Origin of the sequence: Archangium minus (assembly GCF_044360475.1) — a bacterium.
Classification (GTDB): domain Bacteria; phylum Myxococcota; class Myxococcia; order Myxococcales; family Myxococcaceae; genus Archangium; species Archangium minus.
On sequence record NZ_CP043494.1, the window covers coordinates 480,164 to 500,548 of the forward strand.

General features: G+C 67.4%; 15 protein-coding genes. 8 read left to right on the forward strand and 7 right to left on the reverse strand.

Annotation, left to right across the window (positions count from 1 at the left end; genetic code table 11):
• Positions 1 to 39: 39 nt before the first annotated feature.
• The 3 genes from F0U60_RS02060 (at position 40) to F0U60_RS02070 (ending at position 2,453) form a co-directional block, all read left to right on the forward strand.
• Entirely contained in the window at positions 40 to 609 is a 570-nt protein-coding gene (locus tag F0U60_RS02060) for a sensor histidine kinase (RefSeq protein ID WP_395813359.1), read from the forward strand.
• Between the two features lie 693 nt (positions 610 to 1,302).
• Positions 1,303 to 1,701, forward strand: a complete 399-nt coding sequence (locus F0U60_RS02065; protein WP_395813361.1) for a DUF6310 domain-containing protein — start codon at positions 1,303 to 1,305, stop codon at positions 1,699 to 1,701.
• The gene (locus F0U60_RS02070; RefSeq protein ID WP_395813363.1) at positions 1,698 to 2,453 is read left to right on the forward strand and encodes a DUF5953 family protein; all 756 of its coding nucleotides are present in this window, start codon (positions 1,698 to 1,700) and stop codon (positions 2,451 to 2,453) included. Before F0U60_RS02065 ends, F0U60_RS02070 begins: the two co-directional genes overlap by 4 nt.
• Before the next feature lie 124 nt (positions 2,454 to 2,577).
• Here F0U60_RS02070 and F0U60_RS02075 read toward each other — a convergent pair whose 3' ends face one another.
• Complete coding sequence (locus tag F0U60_RS02075; RefSeq protein ID WP_395813365.1) at positions 2,578 to 4,470, reverse strand: glycoside hydrolase family 5 protein; 1,893 nt, start codon at positions 4,468 to 4,470, stop codon at positions 2,578 to 2,580.
• 180 nt (positions 4,471 to 4,650) lie between these two features.
• On the opposite strand from F0U60_RS02075, the gene F0U60_RS02080 reads away from it, so the two are divergent.
• From F0U60_RS02080 to F0U60_RS02095, 4 genes are all read left to right on the forward strand, one after another.
• Positions 4,651 to 5,442, forward strand: a complete 792-nt coding sequence (locus F0U60_RS02080; RefSeq protein WP_395813367.1) for a hypothetical protein — start codon at positions 4,651 to 4,653, stop codon at positions 5,440 to 5,442.
• 87 nt (positions 5,443 to 5,529) lie between these two features.
• Positions 5,530 to 6,348 (forward strand): hypothetical protein, encoded by an 819-nt coding sequence (locus F0U60_RS02085; RefSeq protein WP_395813369.1) that lies wholly within the window; start codon positions 5,530 to 5,532, stop codon positions 6,346 to 6,348.
• A gap of 205 nt (positions 6,349 to 6,553) precedes the next feature.
• The gene (locus F0U60_RS02090; RefSeq protein ID WP_395825930.1) at positions 6,554 to 7,546 is read left to right on the forward strand and encodes a glutathione S-transferase family protein; all 993 of its coding nucleotides are present in this window, start codon (positions 6,554 to 6,556) and stop codon (positions 7,544 to 7,546) included.
• Positions 7,547 to 7,781: 235 nt separating this feature from the next.
• On the forward strand, positions 7,782 to 8,420 hold the full coding sequence (locus tag F0U60_RS02095) for a hypothetical protein (protein WP_395813371.1): 639 nt from the start codon (positions 7,782 to 7,784) through the stop codon (positions 8,418 to 8,420).
• Between the two features lie 69 nt (positions 8,421 to 8,489).
• Here F0U60_RS02095 and F0U60_RS02100 read toward each other — a convergent pair whose 3' ends face one another.
• Entirely contained in the window at positions 8,490 to 11,198 is a 2,709-nt protein-coding gene (locus F0U60_RS02100; RefSeq protein ID WP_395813373.1) for an AsmA family protein, read from the reverse strand.
• A 274-nt stretch (positions 11,199 to 11,472) separates the two neighbouring features.
• On the opposite strand from F0U60_RS02100, the gene F0U60_RS02105 reads away from it, so the two are divergent.
• The gene (locus F0U60_RS02105; protein ID WP_395813375.1) at positions 11,473 to 13,251 is read left to right on the forward strand and encodes a DUF885 domain-containing protein; all 1,779 of its coding nucleotides are present in this window, start codon (positions 11,473 to 11,475) and stop codon (positions 13,249 to 13,251) included.
• 12 nt (positions 13,252 to 13,263) lie between these two features.
• On the opposite strand, the gene F0U60_RS02110 is transcribed toward F0U60_RS02105, so the two are convergent.
• The 5 genes from F0U60_RS02110 to F0U60_RS02130 all read right to left on the reverse strand — a co-directional run bounded on the left by F0U60_RS02110 (position 13,264) and on the right by F0U60_RS02130 (position 20,365).
• Positions 13,264 to 13,917 carry a hypothetical protein gene (locus tag F0U60_RS02110; RefSeq protein ID WP_395813377.1) on the reverse strand — a complete coding sequence of 218 codons (654 nt, stop codon included), beginning with the start codon at positions 13,915 to 13,917 and terminating at the stop codon, positions 13,264 to 13,266.
• 8 nt (positions 13,918 to 13,925) lie between these two features.
• Positions 13,926 to 15,581 (reverse strand): hypothetical protein, encoded by a 1,656-nt coding sequence (locus tag F0U60_RS02115; protein ID WP_395813379.1) that lies wholly within the window; start codon positions 15,579 to 15,581, stop codon positions 13,926 to 13,928.
• A 154-nt stretch (positions 15,582 to 15,735) separates the two neighbouring features.
• Entirely contained in the window at positions 15,736 to 16,725 is a 990-nt protein-coding gene (locus F0U60_RS02120; RefSeq protein WP_395813381.1) for a Ppx/GppA phosphatase family protein, read from the reverse strand.
• A gap of 157 nt (positions 16,726 to 16,882) precedes the next feature.
• Complete coding sequence (locus F0U60_RS02125) at positions 16,883 to 19,450, reverse strand: DUF5916 domain-containing protein (protein ID WP_395813383.1); 2,568 nt, start codon at positions 19,448 to 19,450, stop codon at positions 16,883 to 16,885.
• A gap of 33 nt (positions 19,451 to 19,483) precedes the next feature.
• A complete protein-coding gene (locus F0U60_RS02130) occupies positions 19,484 to 20,365 on the reverse strand; it encodes a 4-hydroxy-3-methylbut-2-enyl diphosphate reductase (RefSeq protein ID WP_395813385.1) in 882 nt (293 codons plus the stop codon).
• Between the last annotated feature and the right edge of the window lie 20 nt (positions 20,366 to 20,385).

Sequence of the window (20,385 nt, forward strand, 5' to 3'; positions counted from 1 at the left end):
CTCTGCGCGCGCCGGGAGGCGGCCTGGTCCGAGCGGCTCGTGTCACGGCTGACGGGGATGGAGCGGGGAGTGGGCCGTCTGAGCGTGCTGGTGGACGAACTGCTCGACGTGTCCCGCATCACCTCGGGCCGGCTGGTGCTGCACCTGGAGGATGTGGACCTGGCCGAGCTCGTCCGGGAAGTGGTGGAGCGCATCCGACCTGAAGCCGAGCGGGTTGGCTGTGAGCTGCGTCTCCAGGTGCCCGGGCCCGTGGTGTCCCGGTGGGATCGCCTGCGCCTGGAGCAGGTGCTGAGCAATCTTCTGTCCAATGCGCTCAAGTACGGCGCGGGCTACCCCGTGGAGGTGGCACTGCGCGTCTCCGGGACGCAGGTCCTCCTCCAGGTGCGAGACGAGGGCATCGGCATCGACCCCGCCCTCCAAGAGCGCATCTTCGAGCGCTTCGAGCGTGCGGTGAGCGACCGGCACTACGGAGGCTTGGGGATGGGGCTGTGGATTACCCGGGAGATTGTCACGGCCCTGGGGGGCTCCATCCAGGTAGAGAGCGCACCGGGGCGGGGAGCCACCTTCACGGTGACGCTGCCCTGGAGAGAAATGCCGGGCCCCAGGTGAGGGGACGAGCAGGCTCGCTCCAGTCCTTCCGCAAGCCGCCCTCGAACCAGAATGAACGGTCGAGGGGGAGGACCTGTCCACCTACCCGGGATGCGGGGCGCGTTGGCATACTCCAAAACAGCCCCGACAGGACCCAACTGGTCTTGAATTGATTGGAGGACGCAACCATGCGTTGCCGAACGTGCTTCGCACTTCTGCTCTTTGTCGCAGCCTGCGCTACGTCAGCGCCCAGCCCGAGAGAGCCAGCGGCCCGAGACCCAAGGTTCGCCAACCTCCAGCGAGCGGCGACGCTGCCGTGGACGGACGGGGGGCGGTGCGCCGTCCAAGAGGCTTCCGAGCCCTGGCCCGTGCTGGCGGAGCGGTGCTTTGATGCCCTCGACCATGACCGGATCGAGTTTCACGACATCACGGGACGATGCGCGGTGGCCTCTGTTGGCGCTGCGGCCGTGGGGCTCGGGGTCTGTGTCCTCGCGGCCCCGGAGATCGCCGTGGGAGCGGTGATCGTCGCGGGCGTGGTGGTGGTGGGCTTCGCCATCAAAGAAGCGTTGGATGCGTATGCGCTGGATATGGGTCACCCCGAGATAAGGCCCTTGCCAGAAGCGAAGCCCGTGCCTGAAACAGCTCCCGCCCCGCAGAAACCCTCGCCGAAAAAAAAGGCTCAAGCCGGAGCCAAAAGGGCCGGATCTCCCTCCCGTGGGGACAACCGACACCTCGGATCGAGAGCGCAGCAGGTGCGAACCCATCCCAGTGCCGCACGCGGGCGAGGATGACGCGCATAACAAGTGCGCCGATAAGTTTCCGCCTAACCGTTATCCCGGAATGGATGTGCTCGTGGGCGGTGTGAGCTTCGATGCACTGCAAGTCGGCGTGCGTTTGCTGTGGGAAATCAAAACCCATCAATTTGACACGTACCCTGATTTTATCCAGGAACGGGAGATTGCAAAGGAAATAAAGCAATTGCGCAAGCAGCGCGACGCTGCGCGAGACTGCGGATATGACTTCGTCGTTGGGGTCAGCACCGAGGAGCATAAGGCCGCGCTGCTGCGAGAGGAGCGGCTCCTTAAAATCGTCGTCACTGGATGCAAACGATGACTACGCGAAAGAAACTCGGCATTATCGTTTACGCTCCTGCACTGGTCGGCAACGACGGTCGCACGCTCGCTATTGTCCAGGGGATGGAACGGGCGCTCCCTGGTTTGCGCATGGAGTGGGGGGTTTCCGAAGATGGGCGCCTCATCGCATTGCCGCAGCGCGATACATGGCTCATCGAGGGGACCAAGGACGGGGCATTCCCTCTTGTGTGCAACGGCGATGAGAGCTTCCCCGTGACGGTTTATGGGGTACAAACATCCGCCCGCCACGCCCCGGGCAGTCAGCCGCTGCTCGATGTCCACGCAAAGCTGCCGCTGGATGCTGTTGGCCTCGCAGCGGCGGCAGATGTGCTTGACGCCATGGCAGAGGGCGCGCGTGCGCTGTGGGGGCATGCGACGCCGGACCGTGCTGCTTTGGACATCGCAAATCAAACAGCTCCCACGCTGGAAGGGCCGCCGTCTCCGCCTCGGGGTCTGCCCGCCCTCAAGCTCTTTGAGCATATCCGCGCGCCGGAGATTCCTTATTACCTCGGGTGGTTGAATTATTGGTCGGAAGCAGCCGCACGAGCCATCGGCTTTCCGGACCCGGTCCGTGACGCGGAACTTCTCTCGCGCTCACGGCGTACCGCGACGGGCGGGTGGGTTGTCCGGCTCACCGATGCGCCGCTCGACCTGGACAACCCCGCCCACCTGGACGCGCTTAAACGGGCCTACGAGCGCTTCCCGGAGATTGGCGGGCGCTCCACCCCTTGAGGCTCAGTGCCCGGGTGCTCGGCTACGCCGGTGGGCCCTCGGGCTTCTCCGAGACATGCAGGTGATGCTCCCTCCTTGGTCCATCACCGTGTTGGCTCTCACGCTCTCGAGGCCCTGCGCGCCCTCAGTTGGAGCAGAGCACCACCGACGGGTGGTCCGCGAGTCCGCTCCGGCGATGTGCCACCCCGATGATGTATTGGTTGTCGGCGCACTGCCCCTTGTACTGGCTCACGCTCCAGTCGCCTCCCGAGAACGATGCCCGCTGGTCTCCTCCCCAGAAGTTCTTCGCCGACCTGTTGTTGAGAGGGATTCCACCGGTGTTCTGCTCGCAGAGCAGGCCCGCCAACTCCAGTCCGAACGGGTTCGCCGTGGAGATGCCCACCGCGTAGGAGCCCACCGGGCACTCGAACTTGATGCTCTGGTGGGCCCAGTCACCCGGGTAACGCAGCGGTGAGACCTCCTGGGTGACCGTCTGGTAGCTCTCCGTGCCCTGCTGCGCGGGAACGGCTCCCGCGTTGGTGCAGAGGATGGAGAAGCTCGCGCTCACCCCCACCATGCGCAAGCCCCTCGGACAGCTGAGCTTCGCCTTGCCCGAGTGCCAGTCGAAATCCAGCGAGTTGTTGTCCACGTAGTAGGAGGAGCTCCCGTCCTTCAGGAGCACGGTCATCGGCAGGAAGCGGGTCGCATCCACGGCGCCCGTCCGCCCCTCCGCTCCGAGCAGCCGGCCCAGGGGACCCGTCCCGAGACGCCAGTCGCCGCTCCGCACGCCGCTCCAGTCCGGATAGCTCAACAGGCCGTATGTCTCCTCCTCGCCCTGCACCGAGCTCTGCAGCTTCGCCGCGTTGATGGCCCAGTAGGCCCAGTCGACGTCCTTGTCGATCAGATAGTCCGCGAGGTTGCTGAACCACGCTCGGGAGTTGGCCGCCTGCTCGTTGTAGCCAATGCCGAACTCGCTCATCCAGACCGGCGCGGTGTACGCCTGATCCGCCGCGAGCACGAAGCCCCACTCCTGGTCCAGCGTGCCGTAGAGAGTCGGCTTGTCCATGTCGCTGTACTTCGGGCCGCTGCCCAGCGCGCCTCCGGACTGCTTCGGCCCGGTGTAACCATAGTTGTGCACGGCGTAGACGAGCTTGTCTCCGCGCAGCAGGGCGATGGGCCTGTGCCTCACGGGCTTCAGGTGCGGGCGCTCTCCGTCCAGGAGCCCCCACCAGTTGACCGCCTCGACGACGATGAGCAGGTCTGGGTTCGTCCGCAACAGCAGGTTGCCCATCGTCTGGGCCGCCATGTGCCAGTCGTGCTGGTTGCGCCAACCCCAGTTGGGACTGTCCAGTCCGTCCGGGCGCACCTCGTTGCGCAGGTCGGCTCCCACCACCCACTTGTTGTCCTTGTAGCGCCCGGCCATCATCACCCAGTCGTCCTGCCACCGCTGCAAGGACTGGCTGCTGTCCCAGAAGCCATTGCCATCCCAGCCGCAGCACCACATGGACTTCGTCGTGTGGTTGTTCAGGATGACCACCAGCCCCTGCCGCGTCAGCTCCGCTACGACGGCGTCGTAGACCTCGAGCGCCGTCTTGTTCACCAACTCCGGATTCTTCACGGTGCTGATGCACGTGACGCCGTGCTTCTCCAGACACCGCTGCGCCGCGGGCTTGTTGTCGTCCGGGTGCAGCATGTCGTTGGAGAACGGCAGGCGGACGGTGTTGAAGCCCAGCGCCTTCATTCCGGTGACGAGGTCCGACAGCGTCTGCTGGTCCAGGCCGCCCACCACCTCGAGCAGATCACTCGCGCCGAACCAGTTGAATGCCTTCAGCTTGAAGCGCTCTCCGCAACGGTCGACGACGTACCGGCCCCGGGTGCTCAGCGGAACGAGCGGGTTGCACTGCGTCGCGGCCAGCCCGGCGCTCGCGGTGCCTTCGAGGCCGGCTGACTCGGCGGTGGACATTCCGGTCCGAGCCAGGGCGGGGGTGCCGCAGAGGTGGAGCGCCGCCAACATCAACAGCAGGGGACTGTTCTTCATCGGGAACGGCTCCTGGTGTGAGGGGAGCCGGAGACTGAACTCCCGAACACCGGGAGAGGTCCAGCCGGAAAGCCCGGAAGCACGCTTCCGGCTGGAATCCTCTGATACCTCCGCGCCGGTGCACTTCCGGCCCGCCCTCCCCTCCTGACACATCTGACACCTTTTCCGGGCCAGTCCCTCATGGTTCCCTCCTCAACCTCACACCGCGCCGGGAGGAGCATGTTGGCCAGGAGAGCGCATGGAACCAGAACGCGGAGCACCTGGAAGCTGGCGGTTTTTCTCCTGGTGCTCGTGGCGGCCCTCGGCGCTCGTGCGGAGCCGCCCTCCTTCACGCTTCCAGGCCGCAAACCGGACTCCCGGGAACCCTGGGGCGCCTTTCTTGGCAAGGCCGCACATATAGCCATCGGCAGAGAGTACCGCGTGCAGCATCCCTCCAACCGCGTCTTCCTCGACCCGGCCAACCTCTCCAGAATCGTGAGGGAGGGGAAGCTTGGGGACCCCGAGCGTCTTCCGAAGTTCGTGAGGCTCTTGCGCCCAGACATCACCGATACCCGCCTCCTCGTGCTGTTCGAAGTGAAGCCAGACGAAGAGGAGTCACGCGACGAGGGGAGAGAACAGGCGAGGCGCTACCTGGCGGCCCTCAATGCGGCTGTCGACCCTGACAAGAAACTCGTGGGAGGCACTGGGTTCGAGGGCTCCCTCCTCCTCGAATTCGAGAACGGGGGAGCACTCTGGCAGTTGTCCTGGCGCACGCCCGAGCCCGGAGTGACGCTGTACCGCTGGAGCTACCGGCGCAAGAAACCCAATGCGACCTGGAAGGAGCGGATGGTCCAGAAGGCAGAGGCGTTACCCGTGGAAGAGATAGAACAGCGCGGTGAGCTGGCCGAGCAGGCGATCCGGGCCGCCTACGAAGGAGGCGAACGCCCCGCGGGATTCCAGGGCCAGGTCTACCTGCCGGGGGACTGCCGTTGAATGGGTGGCAGGCGTCCGCCGCCCTCGGAGTACGCGACGTGACGAGCGCTTGAGGAGCATCCGGCCGCTGTAGTAGGGCGAAAGGCCATGACCCCGGAACAGACCCCGGTGCTCGAGTTTCCCGCATGGCTCTATGACACCACCGCCGCCATCCTCCGCAAGGCGAGAGCCGAAGGCCGCTGGTGGGCCCGGGAGTACCTCAAGACCGGAGCCTTCCCCATGCCCCGGCAGATGCGGCCGGTGCCGCCTGGCGAGGTGTTGGTGATGCACTCGGGGGCCGAGGATTTCGACTGGGCCCACCCGCGCTGGCGGGTGCACCTGCTCGCCGAGGTCTTCACCCACTTGGACGAAGGCGTCCAGAAGGAGGAGCGCCAGCGTATGGCGGGAGCCTTCGAGTCCTTCTGCCTGAACACGCCTTGGGGGGCGCTCTACCATACCGTGTCGCCGCCGCCGCCGTGGAGCGCTGCGCGCATGGCGAACCGGCTCGTCTCGCTACTGCGCTTCTGGGACGTGCTCCAGGGTCCTCGCTATGCCTTCTGGTTTGGCAAGAAGTACACGTTGGAAGAACTCATGGAGGACCTCTGGCGCAAGACGCTGGAGGCCTGGTGCCCCGGAGGCCCCGCTTCGGTCCGCGAGCACCTGGCCCTCACCGTGGAGCGCATGGCTCGTGCGACTCGGGAAGAGAGCCTGGAGGCATTGCTCCGGGTGATTCCTGTCCTCGTGGAGGGGGACAACGATTTGAAGCACCCCGAGGTGCTCAGCGACCCGAACTTCCTGCGCGAGCGCATTCGCGCGCTTCCGCCGGAGTCGTTCGAGGATGTCTCCAGCGCCGAAAAATATTCGGTGGCCGTGCAGTTGGCCACCTGGGACAGGGAGTTGGAGCGGGCTCAACGCTCCACCGAGTAGCACTGCGGATCCTCTGGAGCCGCTCGGCAGGGAGCCAAGGGGAGCAAAAAAGGACCAAGTCGAATGGACACTGCCCTGGAGGGAGGTGCCGGGCCCCCGGTGAGGGGACGAGCGGGCTCGCTCCAGTCCTTCCGCAAGCCCAGGAGGTTGTCCTCCGAGCGCGGCATGCGGAGTGTTCACCCATCGGAGGTGAGCTCTCGTGGGAATGCTGGTGGACGGAGAGTGGCGTACGGACTGGTACGCCCCGGACGAGGCCGGACGCTTCGTGCGTCCGCGAACGCGCTTTCATGACAGGGTGACCGCGAGCGGGGAAGGGCGCTTCCCGGCGGAGGCGGGCCGCTACCATCTCTATGTCTCCTATGCCTGCCCGTGGGCGTCGCGCACGCTCATCATCCGCAAGCTCAAGGGGCTGGAGAAGGCAGTGGGCGTCACCGTGGTGGACCCACGCATGGGGCGCAACGGGTGGGGCTTCGGGTGTTATCCGCGCTCGGACGAGGACACGCTCAACGGTGCGCGCTACCTGAGGGATCTCTACCTCATGGCGGAGCCGCACTACACGGGACGGGTGACGGTGCCGGTGCTGTGGGACACGCGCGAGCGGACGCTCGTCAACAACGAGTCGCGCGAGCTGCTGCGGATGTTGGACACCGAGTTCGACGCCTTCGCCGAGCACCCGGTGACGCTGTGGCCCGAGGAACTGCGCGAGCAGGTGGATGAGACGATCGACGCGCTCTACGAGCCGGTGAACAACGGCGTGTACAAGGCGGGCTTCGCCACGAGCCAGGGTGCGTACGAGTTGGCGTGCCGTGAGCTGTTCACCGCGCTGGCGCACTGGGAGCAGGTGCTGGACCGGCAGCGCTACCTGTGCGGCGACGTGCTTACCGAGGCGGACATCTGCTTCTACACGACGCTCGTGCGCTTCGACCTCGTCTACTACTCGCACTTCAAGTGCAACCTGGCGCGGCTGCAGGACTTCCCCAACCTGTGGAACTACCTGCTCGACCTGTACCAGACGCCTGGTTTCGCCGAGACGACCAACATCGACCACATCAAGGTGCACTACTACTGGAGCCAGGACACGGTGAACCCCTCGCGCATTGTGCCGATGGGGCCTTGCATCGACCTGCTCGCGCCGCATGACAGGGACCGGCTTGGCCCCCGCGCGTTGGCTCCCGCCCCGGGTGTCACGCGCCACTGAGCCTGCTCGCCCAAGCTCCTCGGCAGCGTCCTGCTCCTGGCGGATGCAGTGTTGGTTCTCCAACGCTGAGCGCCCACTTCGTCCAGGACAGGACCTGGGGGGATTGCCGGTATTGCGCGGGTTGCGGATTATCTGATCCCTAGAGCGGAGGGCCGGGTGGGTGATCCCCGGGGAAGCTCGAGGGCAGGGGGCCTCTCGTCCATTCCGGGTACACGCCCCGTCTGGAATCCACACCATGGTCCGGCACCGAAGCAGACGCACTCCCCGCTCGGGCACGCGAGTCTCCGGGCTGTTCATCCAACTGCTCACGACCGAGTGGACAACGGAATCCCGTGGACGCCCGGGTGCGCAGCGGCGCAACGCCACGCCCGCCGCATGGGTGCTCCCAGACGCCTGGAGCGGCGCCGAGGACTCGGCCTTCCTGCTCCACCAGGTGTACTTCTCCGAGCAGCGGCGCTTCCTCCCCCGGGAGTGGACGCAGGTGCGCAGCAGAGCTTTCGTCGAGGTGGAGGCCTTTCACATCGAGCGCTCGGCGGAGGGCGCTCGGGTGCTGCTCGACCATGGCCAGATGGGGACGCCCGGACGGCTCGAGTGGAGCGGTTCGTCTCGGGGCGAGCGCCACGAGGAGTTGTTCCGACTTCGCCCCGGCGAGTGGGCACGCGGCGTCTACAACGAGCGCATCCCGTATTGGGAGACGGGGCACTGGGGCTACTGCAAGCACGTGCTCAACGTGGGCCTGCTGCGCGACGCGCCCCTGGATGTGTTCGTTCGCACCGCGCCGAAGACCGAGGTCCTCCGGCAGTTCGTGTCCCGGCAGCGCGGGTCCGTGGCTCCGAGGGCTCATGGCCCCCGCGAGTCCTCCGTGGTTTCGTGACGCGGGCTCTCGGGGAGAGGACGGGGGCGGATACCCTCACCCCGGCCCTCTCCCAGCGGGAGAGGGGGATTAGCGTCCGAAGATGCCCTTGAGGCGCTTCTTCGCCTCCTCCTCCGCCTTCTTGCGCGCGGCCTCCGCTTCCTGCTTCGCCTTCTCCGCCGCCTCTTGCTTGCGCTTCTCCACCTCGGCCTGGGCCGCCTGCTTCGCCGCGTCCGTGCCGCCGGTGATGATCTTCCCCACCTCCTTGCCCTTGTCTCCCAGCAGCTCCGTCGCCGCGCCCGCCGCCGCCATCTTCGCGATCGCCACCGCCGCCGGCTTCACGTCCAGCCCCGTCACCTCCGGGCTCCACGCCTTGCCCGTCAGCTTCAGCGCCACGGGGATGGGCTCGCTCGGCGTCGCCCGGCCCAGCGTCAGCTTCTGCACCAGCGGCGGCCCGAGGTTCACCGTCCCCGCCAGGTCCAGCGTTCCGTCCAGCCGGATGCCTCCGTCGAAGCTCATCGCCGCCTCCGGCCGCGTCCAGGTGATGGGCTTGGAGAGCTGCGCCACGCCGTTCTTGATGGTCACCCCGAACGGCAGTTGCTCCGCCAGCTGCGTCACGCCCTCACTGTTCAGCGCCTTGCCCGCGAACGGCAGCGCCTTCACCAGGGGACCAGACACCGCCGCCGGGATATCCAGGCCGACGAACGCCCCGCCCAGCAGGTTGCCGTCGATGGCCCCGACGAGCCGCTCCTTCAGGCTCTCCATCTCGTAGCCCACGCCCGACAGGTTCATCTGGCCGTCGAACTTCCCATCCAGCACCTTGCGCGGCACCCGGTCGGACAGCGCCTGCGCCACGTTCATGCCCCGCACCTCCGCCTTCAGCTCGAAGGGTCGCTGCGCCGCCGGAGGCCCCAGCCGCACCGAGCTCCCTCCCGCCGACACCGTGCCGCCGTACACGCCCGTGGTGAAGCGCTCCACCGTGATGAGGTCGTCCACCATCTTCAGCTCGGCCACCATGTTGGACAGCTCCATCCCGCTCATCCGCAGCGCGCCAATCTCGAAGAGCATGTCTCCCCGCATGCCGTTGAAGCGCTTGGGATCCTCGGGCGCCTCCTCGCCCTCCTTCGGCGCGCCCGCGGGACCGGCCACGGCGGCGATCTCCTCGTCTGTCATCAGCAGCTCGTCCGCATCGAGCCGCGGGCTCTTGAGCGCCAGGGAGAACGTCGTCGTCTGCTTCGCGCCCTCGCCCGCCAGCGCCACGGAGGCCTTGCCCGACAGCGTGGACTCGAGCAGCGCCACGTTCAGCCGGCTCAGGTCCACCTTCAGCGGTGCCTTGCCACTGGCCGGCTGGTACGTGCCCGCCGTGTCCACCGTGAAGGTCTGTCCCGGCCGCTTGTCCAGCAGCAGCCCCGGCCGCATGTCCACGCCCGCCAGGTTCGCCTTCGCGTCGAAGCGCAGCGCGCCCCCGCTGGCCGCGGCGCCCGTGAGCCGAGCCGTCAGCTGCATGGGCGTGCCCGCCTCCTTGGAGAGCTGCTCGGGGATGCGCAGCCGCACCGGCGTCAGGTCCATCTCCGCCGTGAGTGCCTGGGCCTCCTGCGTGCCACCGCCCTTCACCACCAGGCCGATGGGGCCTGCGATCTGGTTGGCGAGCTGCTTGCGCAGGGGCGGGTAGTACTCGGCCAGCAGCGCCGGGTCGAGGTTCTGGCCCACCAGCTCGAAGTCCTGCACCGCGGGCTTCTCGGTGAGCAGCCCCTTCACCTGCCCCTTACCGGTGAGCCGTGCCGGGCCGAGCTCCATCAGCAGCTTGCCCAGCGACAGGTCTCCCGTCTTCATGTCGCCCGTCACGTCGGTGTCCAGCAGCATGTCGAGCGCCTTGCCACCCTCCGCCCCGGCGAAGCGCAGACCCTGCGCGCGCAGGCCGCCCTGGAGCTTCGTGGGCCCGTTGCCACCGGGCACCGCCGCGCCCAGCTCCGCCGTCCAGTCCGCGCTCAGCGTGCCCGCCTGCAGCCCCACGTCCGGACCGAGGAAGGGCCCCAGCGGCGACAGGTCGATGGGCTCGGACTTGATCACCACGCGCTCGGGCACCGGGATGAGCGTGGGCGGCAGAGGCGTCGTCTTCAGCGTGATGTGGAAGTTCTGCTTCTGCGCCAGCACCGCGGCGTGGAGCAGCACCTCCAGCGGCTTGCCCGCGCGCAGGTCCTTCACCTCCACGTCGAGGTCGGAGATGGCCAGCTCGCGCGCCTGCGCCTCGCTCCGGTCGATGAGGCGGATGGTGGCGTCGGTGAGCGCCGCCCGGTCCACACGCACCGCGGACAGGTCCGTCGGCTGCTCCTCGGCGGGGGGCTGCTCCTCCGGGGGCTGCTGCGGGTCGAGCTTCTCCATCAGCCGCGAGACGTTGGTGGTGCCGTCTGGCAGCCGGACGACGTTGACGGTGAGCCCGGAGACCTCGGCGTTCTTCACCTGGATGTCCTGGCCGCGCGAGGTCAGCGCGGGCCAGAGCGCCACGGACACGTCCAGCCGCTTCAGCTCCGCCAGTGGCACCTGCTCACCCTCGGCGGCGCCCACCACCACGTTCTCCACCTCGACGCCCACGTGGGGGACGAGCTGCGTGCTGATGTCGCCAATCTCCACGGGCCGGCCGAGCGTCTGCGAGAACTTCGTGGCCTCGAGGCGGGCGCGCTGGAGCAGGAAGGCGTCGAGCCGCCACAGGGCAACGGCGACCACGACGACCAGGAGCAGGACGATGCCGCCCAGGACATAGGGCCAGCGCTTCTTCTTGTTGGGGAGCTGTTCAGACATGACTCGCTACCTCCTCCAGCGAGCGGGCCTCGAAGGGTTTCTCGGAGCCCGGACTGGCATGCAGGAGGGACCCATAGCCCAGGAGGACCCAACCCGCACGTTCCGTGTGCACGGGTGCTGGAGATTGGATGTTGAAGATGGCATTCACGGGCTTGGACGCCATGGGGCCACGGGTATGCACTGTGGCTCCCAAGGCACGCCCGCCCGGCTGCCCGGGTTGCGAGTGCCGGGTGGCGGGGGGACACTGGGGGCTCCACCTTTCGTCCGAGACCCCGTGATTCTTCGCACTCCCCTCTGCTGTGCCGCCCTGCTCCTGGCGTTCGCGTGTGCCCCTCGCACGGGAGCCGGGCCAGCCGCCGCCACGTCCGCCATGGCCGCCACTCCCGCCGATGCCGAGTACAACCGCTTCGCCCGCGAGTACCTCGACTGGTACTACGCCGCCCATCCGGTGCGCGCGACGAACCTGGGCCTGCACGCTTACGACGCGCGGCTGCCGGACATGTCGGCTGGAGCCTTCCAGCGCCGGGCCGGAGAGCTGCACGGCTGGCTCGCGCGGCTGGAGCGGCTGGACCGGGCGGGGCTGACCGGGGACGCGGTGTTCGACGTGCGCATCCTGGAGAACGCCATCCGCGCGGAGCTGCTGGAGCTGGAGGAGGAGCGGGGCTGGCAGCGCGACCCAATGCTCTACAACTCCACCCTCGCGAGTGGCCTCTCGTCACTGTCGCAGCGGGAGTTCGCTCCGGTGGAGGAGCGGATGCGCAGCCTGATGGCGCGGATGGCACAGCTTCCCGAGGTGGTGGCCGCGGCGAAGGCGAACCTGCGGGATGTGCCGAAGCCATGGGCCGAGCAGGGCCTGCGCGACACGCGGGGCACGGTGGGCTTTCTGCGCACGGACCTGCCGAAGGCGCTGGAGGCGCAGGGGCTGGAGCGGGTGGACGCGGCGCTGCGGCAGGAGTTCTCGAGCGCGCTGGCGAAGGCCACGGCTGAGGTGGAGGGCTTCGCGCGGTGGCAGGAGCAGGAGCTGTTGCCGAAGGCGAACGGGGACTTCCGGCTGGGGCGGGCGCTCTTCGAGCGGAAGCTGGCGCTGGAGGAGCACGTGTCGCTGACGGCCGAGCAGCTCCGGGACATCAACGAGCGAGCCATCCGCGAGTACCAGGCGAAGGTGGCGTCGGAGGCGGCACGGGTGGACGCGAAGAAGTCACCGGTGGCGGTGATGGACGCGCTGGTGCACGACCACCCGACGGCGGAGGAGCTCATTCCCACGGCACGCAAGCAACTGGAGGCGTGCCAGCGGTTCGTGTTGGAGAAGGGGCTGATGACGCTGCCGTCGGAGCGGCTGCCGACGGTGCGCGAGACGCCGCCGTATGCGCGGATGGGCTTCGCGTCGATGGACACGCCGGGGCCGTTCGAGACGCGGGCGACGGAGGCCTTCTACAACATCACCAACGTGGAGCCGGGGTGGACGGAGGAGCAGAAGGCGCAGCACCTGACGTACTTCAACCACGCGGGGCTGCTGGGCATCACGGTGCACGAGGCGATGCCGGGACACTTCGTGCAGTTGCTGTACGAGGCCCGGATTCCCACGGAGGTGCGCAAGGTGTTCACGCCCGCGTCGCTGGTGGAGGGCTGGGCGCACTACGTGGAGCAGATGATGGTGGACGAGGGCTTCGGCGGGGGAGACCCGGCGGTGAGGCTGGGACAGTTGCGGCGAGCGCTGCAGCGGCACGCGCGGTGGCACGCGGGCCTGTCGATGCACGCCTTCGGCGAGTCGGTGGAGGGAGCGGCGAAGCGCTACGCGGAGATTGCCTACTTCGAGCCCTTCCCGGCGTTGCGCGAGGTGCAGCGCGGCACGTTCAACCCGACGTACCTCTATTACGCGCTGGGGCGGATGCAGATTCTGAAGCTGCGCGAGGACTACAAGCGCTACCTGGAGGCGCGCGGACAGACATTCTCGCTGCGCGACTTCCATGACCGGTTCCTGCAACTCGGGCTGCCGGTGTCGCTCGCGCGGCAGGCGTTGATGCCCGGGGACACGGGGCCCTCGTTGGAGTGAGGAACTTGCGTCTCAGGCCGACTTCACCCGGGCGAGCCAGTCCTGGTACTCGTCCCCGAGGTTCATGATGGAGTCGAAGCGCCCGGCGACGATCATCTCGACCAGTCGCCGGTCCTGGGCGATGAGCTCGGGGGCACTCTCGGGAAATTCAATTTCCCGTATCCCATCCAACAAATAGTCATCGCTCTTCACCAGTATTTCGATGTAGCGCGAGAAGGTGTCTAAGAAGCGATCCACATCCGAGGCAATGGGCAGGACGTACCTGTCCATGTACGCATCGATATAGATGACGGGTTGGCGGCCCCGCTCATCGGCCAACCTTGGCACCACGGCGTAGTAATAGGCGAGCTCAGGGACAGACGCGAAGATCACGGAGGAGTGGAAGGGTTCTTCCTTGTCGCGTAGTCCCTCTGTCCTTAGTACGACTCCGTTCAACTGGTCATCGACCTGGTCGAGGTCGAGTTCTCTCAGGAGCTTCTCTCCAAAATCTGCCCTGCCAAGACGCCTGTAGACGGCTGCGAGTACGGGGTCGAAGGGGTGTCCGGCCACGAGTTCTCCAGCTAGGGGGGGCGTGCGTCCCGGTGGCCAGATTTTCATGGGCAGCCCGTGCTTCCGGTACACCTCTATCAGCCGGTCGAGCCCAGGTAGTGGAATCTCCGCGTTCATGGTCGTGCTCATTTCAGGAGGAGGTCTACCAGAACATTTACTTCTTCGAGGGCGTCCGCCTCGGCTCTGGCGAGCTCTGATGCGGAGCGACCCGCCTCATATCGTTGGTTGAGCCAGCGGCCAAAGTGCCGGTCAACGAGGGTCGCCACTTTTCGCACGTCCTCCGAGGTGGCTTTGCTCTTCGCTCGCCGGAACGACGTCCAGACCTTGTTGATCTTCGTGTGCACGAGATCGTGCACCCCCCAAAGATTCTCCCGTGCATTGATATTCAACCGCTCGAAGAGATGAGCGTATTCGAGGGGAATACGATGATGTACGGGGTAGTATTTCCCACGTTCATCCAGCAGGAGCTTCGCCAGGTCGGTATGGAGCTTCTCGTAGAAGTCATTTTGCGCCATCCTCCTGAGATCCTTGCTCACACCTCGGTCAAGCTTCGTGTCGAGGAGCTTCTCGAAGCGGGCCATGAGCTTGCGCAACTGCGCCATCTCCGCTGCCGACAGTCCCTGTGTCTGGGCCTTCGTCCATAGGCGATGGAACTGCTCCCGCTCCGCCGGGCGTACCCGGGCGAGGAAGGAGCGGAACCAGGCCACGGCCTCCGAGCCCCCGCGAGCCAGGATGGGGGCGAGTCTGGGTGCCACCGCCTCGAAGAGCGCGAGTCCACCTCGCATCGCGAGGCTGCTGACGAACCAGGTGGCGAGGAACTCCGTGCTGGAGAGCCCCGCCTGGATGAAGGCGTCCCTTGTCTCCTCTCTCCACTCGCGAAGGATGCGCTCGTAGAGCGCGTAGTGCTCGGCGATGAGGTCGGGTGGGGCTCGCGGGTCCGCGCGCAGTGTCCCGGCCTCCCTCACGCGCCAGCGCGCATGACGCTCCGTCCGGTGATGCTCCGCCTCCAGGCTCAGCCGCACCGTGCGCGGTCCGATGCCGTGGGTGAATGGCAGGAGTGCCTGGGCAATCTGCTCGACCAGACCTGGCGAGGGCTCTCGGACAGGCGGGCCGCCCCGGGACTCATAGCGAACAGTCGTCGCGCTGAGGACTCGGTCGTCATCCAACGAGACATCCGCCAACAGAGTCGCACGGCCTCCCACGGGGACTCGCAGGCCTCTGGTCAGCTGGGAGGCCACGGCATGCGCCTGGGCGAGGGTGTCTGCCGTTACACCCATACCCCGCACGGGCAACGTTCTGGCTTCCAGTGGCTTGGGGCCCTCCGCGGTGGTGAAGGACAGCAGAGCCCAACCCCGCCGCTCCTGGCGCAAGGTGAGGACCACCTCTCCGGCACGCGGCCCCACGTAGGTGGGCAGGTGGCCCTCGAAACCCGGGATGAACGAGTCCACCTTCTTGGTGAGGTCTGCCTCTCCGGCTCCGCGCTTCCAGGAGAGCAGCGTCAGGGCTCCGTTCTGCGCCCAGAAGCGGAAGGTCAGCTCAACCCCTGCTTCCTCAACCTGGCCGAGCACTCCGCGCATGCTCGACAGGGCCGCCGAGGCCTCAGCCTGGCGCGCTTCTGTGTCCGCCTCCGCGTTGCGTGACTCCCACTGTGGACGCAGGTCCTCCCTTTCCGCGCTCGCGGGAACGTCCTCCTCGGAGTCGAGGGCGTCCATTGCTCCCGTCGTTGCACAGGCCTGGAGCACCAGGGCCAGGATGCAGATGCACCCCGCGGTTCGCGCCATTCCCCGTCTCATGTCGTGCCAGCCTGCCAGGACTCAGTCGAGCGCAGGCACCCTCCGGGCTCGCTCTTCAGCAACTTGTCCAACTGTTGGACAAGTCCGCGAAGAGTGCTGCCGGAGGCCGGTGGAGCTGAGGCCGTGGGGCCTCACGCGTGCATCAACGCGCGTGCTTCTCGTTGAAGGCGAGGCGCTGGTTCGTGGCCAGCACCGCGCCCGTCAGCGGGGTGGCGTCGTTCGCTGCGTCCTGTCGGTAGAGCAGGTCCACGAGGATGCCCTTGCGCAGGCCCTGCTTGACGGCGATGACGCTCTCCACGCCCAGGTGTCGGAGCACGCACTCGAGGAGGGTGGCGCCCGCGACGATGATGTCCGCGCGCCGGGGCTCGAAGTGCTCGTGCCGTTCTTCCGGCGTCATCACCGCCAGCAGCTCCACCGCGCGCGTAAGCTGGTTCACGGACGCGTGCGAGCCGCCCCGGCTGGCCGCGAAGCCCACCACGGCCTTGATGGTGCCAGAGGAGCCCAGCGCCAACCGGGGCAGCTGGGGGATGTTCTTGGGGAGCTCCTCGCGCAGCGCCTCCTCCACGTAGCCGCGCATCAGTCGCAGCCGCTCGGGCGACACTGTTCCGGAGGTCTCGAAGAGCTCCGTCAGCCGCACCGCGCCCAACGGCAGGCTCCACAGCTCCTCGGGTCGCTCCCCGGTGGCGACGGCCACCTCCGTAGAGCCTCCGCCCATGTCCACCAGCAGCGAGCGCGTCCGCGCCGGCGTACGGTGCAGCACGCCCAGGCAGATGAGGCGCGCCTCCTCCTCGCCGCTCACGACCTCCAGGTGCAGCCCCGTCTCGTTGTGGACTCGCTGGATGACTTCCGCCTGGTTCTTGGCATCCCGCATGGCGCTGGTGGCCACCGCTCGCACCCGAGCCTCGTGCCGTTGGCACAGCACCGCGTAGCGCCGCAACGTGGACACCAGTCGGTCCGCCGTCTCCCGCGGCATCCTCCCGCTGGTGAAGACGCCTTCTCCCGGGCGGATCGGGTCACGCTCCTTGTGCAATCTCTCCAGAGCGCCATCGACAGGCCGGGCCAGCTCCAGGCGGACGGCATTGGTTCCCACGTCGATGGCGGCGAGGACGGACTGAGAGGTCGAAGGTGCCATGGTTGACGCGCTCATCGGTTGCGAGGTGGACCACGCCGCACTCATGCCAACCTAGGCAGGTCATGTGACGACGCCGTGACATGACGCGTCTGTTCACCAAAAGTTTTCACACTCGCAACCCGACGCGCCGCGCTGCCTGCCCTTCGTCCAGCCGGGTTCATGCGCCCCAGTACCAGGACCACTTCAACATCAGCGCGTCCTGGGCGGCGCCCGCCAGCAGTCCGTGGGGCATCAGCGTGCGCGGAGGCCGCACGCCGTCCGCTACTGGCAGGCGCTGCTGCCCATGCGTGTACACCACGTACAGCGTCGAGCCCAGCCGGTACTCCCAGCGCAGCACCACGTTCAGGTTCAGCCCCACGTCGTGGAAGTCGTCTGTGTTCTCGTGTTCCACCGGTACCAGGCTGGCGAAGCGGATGGGCGAGTGCCTCACGTCGGACATGCCCTCGTAATACGTGCCGTAGGTGCCATAGGCCGTGAAGAGCTGCGCGTAGGCCTGGAGCGTCAGCCTTGGGGTCACCACCCACTGCTGCCGCAGCGTCAGCGACAGCGTGTCCGACAGCAGCGGGCTCAGTAGGAAGCGGTTGTCACCCAGGTCCTCGATGAAGCGCGGCGCGGTGGTGGTGCGATCCAGGAGCAGCTCCAGTCGCGTCTCCAGCGCCGGGTGGGGCCGCACCGTCCCATACAGGTCCGCTGTCCACCCCCAGGACGGCGCCACCGGGCCCGCCTGGAAGTGGCGCGCCGCCAACACGTAGCCTCCCGCTGACACCGGCCGGTTCTCATTGCTCTCCACGATGAGCGCCAGGAAGGCCATGTTCTCGTTCTCCAGCGGAACGCCCGAGCCCTCCAACTCGCGCACATTCCAACCGCCGAGGTTCGCACCCGTCTCCAGTCCGACGTAGTCGAAGCTCGGCAGCTGCGCGACCGTGTTGAAGTTGATCCAACTTCCCCGATCGAGGCCTCGTCCATCCGTCGTCCACCGCGTGCCTCCGGAGAGGTTGGCGGAGTAGGACTTCAGCGGCCCCAGGCCATTGGGGCGCTGGTAGCGCAGCGCGGCGCGTGGCGCGTGCTCGTTCTGCGTGCGCAGGAAGCCGCTGGGGTTGAGGTCCAGCCGGGGCGAGGTGAAGTCGTAGCCCACGTCCCAGCGGAAGCCCTCGCCGCCGTACTTCCCCGCTCGCACGTAGCCGCCGAAGCCCGTGTCCCCCCGGCGCAGCACGGTGCCATCCCGCAGGGTGCGCTCGGGCAGGCCTCCCACCACCTGCGAGCCGTCCAGCTGCCCCATCAACCCGTACTTCCCGTCCGCCGTCTTCAGGTCGAAGTCCACCGCCGCGGCGTTTCCGCCCCGGGCCAGGCACGGCGCCGGTTGCTTGTCCTCGTCGAGCGCCGCGTCCTCCCGCGAGCAGCCACCGACGAGGGGCGTGGCCATCGTCACCATGCCCCCCACGCGTGAGCTCGCGCCCACCTTCCCGCGCACCACCGCCGCCAGGTAGTTCATGGGCACCTCCGGCTCCGTGGGCAGCGCGTCGTTGGGGCCCAGGTGCAGCGGACGTGTCAGGTACAGGCTCACGTTCCGGTCCGGCCGCGCCTCGTCCGCGTCCCGTTGCCAGGGGCCGGTGACGACCGCGTCCAGCAGGCCCACCTCCACGCCCTCGGCCACCGTGCCTGTCAGCTTCGCCGCCCCGAGGATGGGCGTCCCCAGCCCGATGCGCCGCGAGTAGAAGAGTGTCTGCGGCATCCCTTCCCCGCCCACCTGGTTGAACAGCTCCATTCCCTGCGTGAAGAAGGTGCGTTTCTCCGGGAAGAAGGTCTCGAAGGTGGACAGGTTGAGGATGAGCTCGTCCGCCTCTACCTGGCCGAAGTCCGGGTTGAGCGTGCCCGTCAGTGCCAGGTTGCTGGTGAGGGCCATGCGGAAGTCCAACCCCAGGTCCATCGACGGATCCATCAGTCGCGGCCAGGGTCGCGCCGCGTCGGAGAACTGCGGCCGGGCCAGCGTGCGCGCCGCCAGGTACGGCACCAGCTCCACCGCTCGCTGGGGCCTCAGGTTCTCCAGGCCCGTCAGGTGCCCCAGGCGCGACACCACCGCGTTGCTGGTGCGCGGGTTGAGCACCGTCTCCAGCTCCTCGTTGCGGCGCGCGATGTCCCGCCGCACCGAGAAGCCCCACGTCTGCACGGGCGCCTCGGGGAAGCGCAGCAGCGACAGGGGAATGGCGAGCTCCGCCACCCAGCCCTTGTCGGTACTGCCCACCGCCGCGTCCCACACCCCGTCCCAGTCCGTGGTGTAGTTGCGATCGTCGTAGTACAGGCCGTCCGACTGCACCCCTCCCGCGTTCACCGTGAAGACGTAGGCCGTGCGGTGATCATGCGTTGGATCCACCAGCACCTTCACCCGGTCCGAGTACGGATCGCTGTCCCGGCGCCCCAGGTTGCGGTTGAGGAGCGCGGGCTCGGAGTCGTGGCTGGTGATGGCGACGTAGAGGTTGCGGTCATCGTGGAGGACGCGCAGCTCGGTGCGCTCGCTGGGGGCCTTTCCCGCGTCCGGGAAGCGCTGCACGAAGCCATCGAAGACGGGGGCCTTTGCCCACGTGTCCTCGTCCAGCCGGCCGTCCACCACCACCGGCCCGTTTGTCCGCGCTGCGTGGAGGAACTGGTTGCGGCCCGGTCCCTCGACGGCCGCCGACGCGATCCCCGCCCACACGACTCCCGTGATCAGCGTCCATTCCCGCGGCATGTGAGAGACCCCCTCCGGTGCGTCGAACCGCTATTACTTCCCGCGCGTATTCTTATTCCTAGAGAGAGAACGAACGTAGTCCGCGTCGATTGCGTGGATGCGCATCTCCACGAGCTGCTTCAGCGTGACGTCCGGGTAGCCGGCCTCCCGGATTTCCCGGACGTACTCGGGGGTGACGCGGTGGATGCGCATCGTCATCAGGTCTTCCAGGGAGAGCTCGCCCAGGCCCAGGCCCTTCGCCTCGCTGATGAACTGAGGGGTGATGCGGTGGATGCGCGTGGACAGCAGCTCGTCGAAGGACAGCTTGCGGTAGCCCAACCCGGCGAGCTCGCGGATGTGCTCGGGCGTCACTCCGTGGATGCGCGAGGCGACGAGCTCGTCCATCGTGAGCTTGTCGTAGCCGGCCGCCCTCATCGCGCGGATGTGCTCGGGCGTCACCTGGAAGATGGCCACCTGGAGCAACTGGTCGTCTGACAGCTTCGTATAGCCGAGCTCCGCCAACGCCTTCACCCGGGCCGGCCCCACGTCGAAGATGGCGAACTGAAACTGCTCGAGCAGAGAAATCTCCGTGTACCCGAGCTTCGCCATCTCCTGGAGGTACGCGGCATTGGGGGCGAACTGATAGTGGCCCGCGCCCTCGCCGCCGGAGAAGCGGCCCTCGAAGTTCAGCGTGCCCGCCTCGCGCACGAGCTGGAACTTCGTGTTCGCGCCGTCCGCGGTGTTCAACCCCTGGAAGGCGGAGCGAGGAACGGTGATGCCCATCTGGCTGCGCTCCTCGAAGCGGAAGCTCAGATTCAGCGTGTCCTCGCGCGCCGTGGCCGTCCACGTGCCGGTGTTTGGCGAGGCGGCCAGCGCGGAGAGGGTCCACAGCAGCACGGCGGCGAAGAGAGGAAAGGGATTCCTGGGGATTCGCATGGTTCAGGCTCCTGACGAGG

What these genes read in the sequence shown, in the direction of transcription:
- F0U60_RS02080 (WP_395813367.1), top strand. Translation starts at nt 4,651, where the DNA reads ATGGTTCCCTCCTCAACCTCACACCGCGCCGGGAGGAGCATGTTGGCC.
- F0U60_RS02085 (WP_395813369.1), top strand. Translation starts at nt 5,530, where the DNA reads ATGACCCCGGAACAGACCCCGGTGCTCGAGTTTCCCGCATGGCTCTAT.
- F0U60_RS02075 (WP_395813365.1), bottom strand. Translation starts at nt 4,470, where the DNA reads ATGAAGAACAGTCCCCTGCTGTTGATGTTGGCGGCGCTCCACCTCTGC.
- F0U60_RS02100 (WP_395813373.1), bottom strand. Translation starts at nt 11,198, where the DNA reads ATGTCTGAACAGCTCCCCAACAAGAAGAAGCGCTGGCCCTATGTCCTG.
- F0U60_RS02110 (WP_395813377.1), bottom strand. Translation starts at nt 13,917, where the DNA reads ATGAACGCGGAGATTCCACTACCTGGGCTCGACCGGCTGATAGAGGTG.
- F0U60_RS02095 (WP_395813371.1), top strand. Translation starts at nt 7,782, where the DNA reads ATGGTCCGGCACCGAAGCAGACGCACTCCCCGCTCGGGCACGCGAGTC.
- F0U60_RS02120 (WP_395813381.1), bottom strand. Translation starts at nt 16,725, where the DNA reads ATGGCACCTTCGACCTCTCAGTCCGTCCTCGCCGCCATCGACGTGGGA.
- F0U60_RS02130 (WP_395813385.1), bottom strand. Translation starts at nt 20,365, where the DNA reads ATGCGAATCCCCAGGAATCCCTTTCCTCTCTTCGCCGCCGTGCTGCTG.
- F0U60_RS02090 (WP_395825930.1), top strand. Translation starts at nt 6,554, where the DNA reads ATGCTGGTGGACGGAGAGTGGCGTACGGACTGGTACGCCCCGGACGAG.
- F0U60_RS02070 (WP_395813363.1), top strand. Translation starts at nt 1,698, where the DNA reads ATGACTACGCGAAAGAAACTCGGCATTATCGTTTACGCTCCTGCACTG.
- F0U60_RS02125 (WP_395813383.1), bottom strand. Translation starts at nt 19,450, where the DNA reads ATGCCGCGGGAATGGACGCTGATCACGGGAGTCGTGTGGGCGGGGATC.
- F0U60_RS02115 (WP_395813379.1), bottom strand. Translation starts at nt 15,581, where the DNA reads ATGGCGCGAACCGCGGGGTGCATCTGCATCCTGGCCCTGGTGCTCCAG.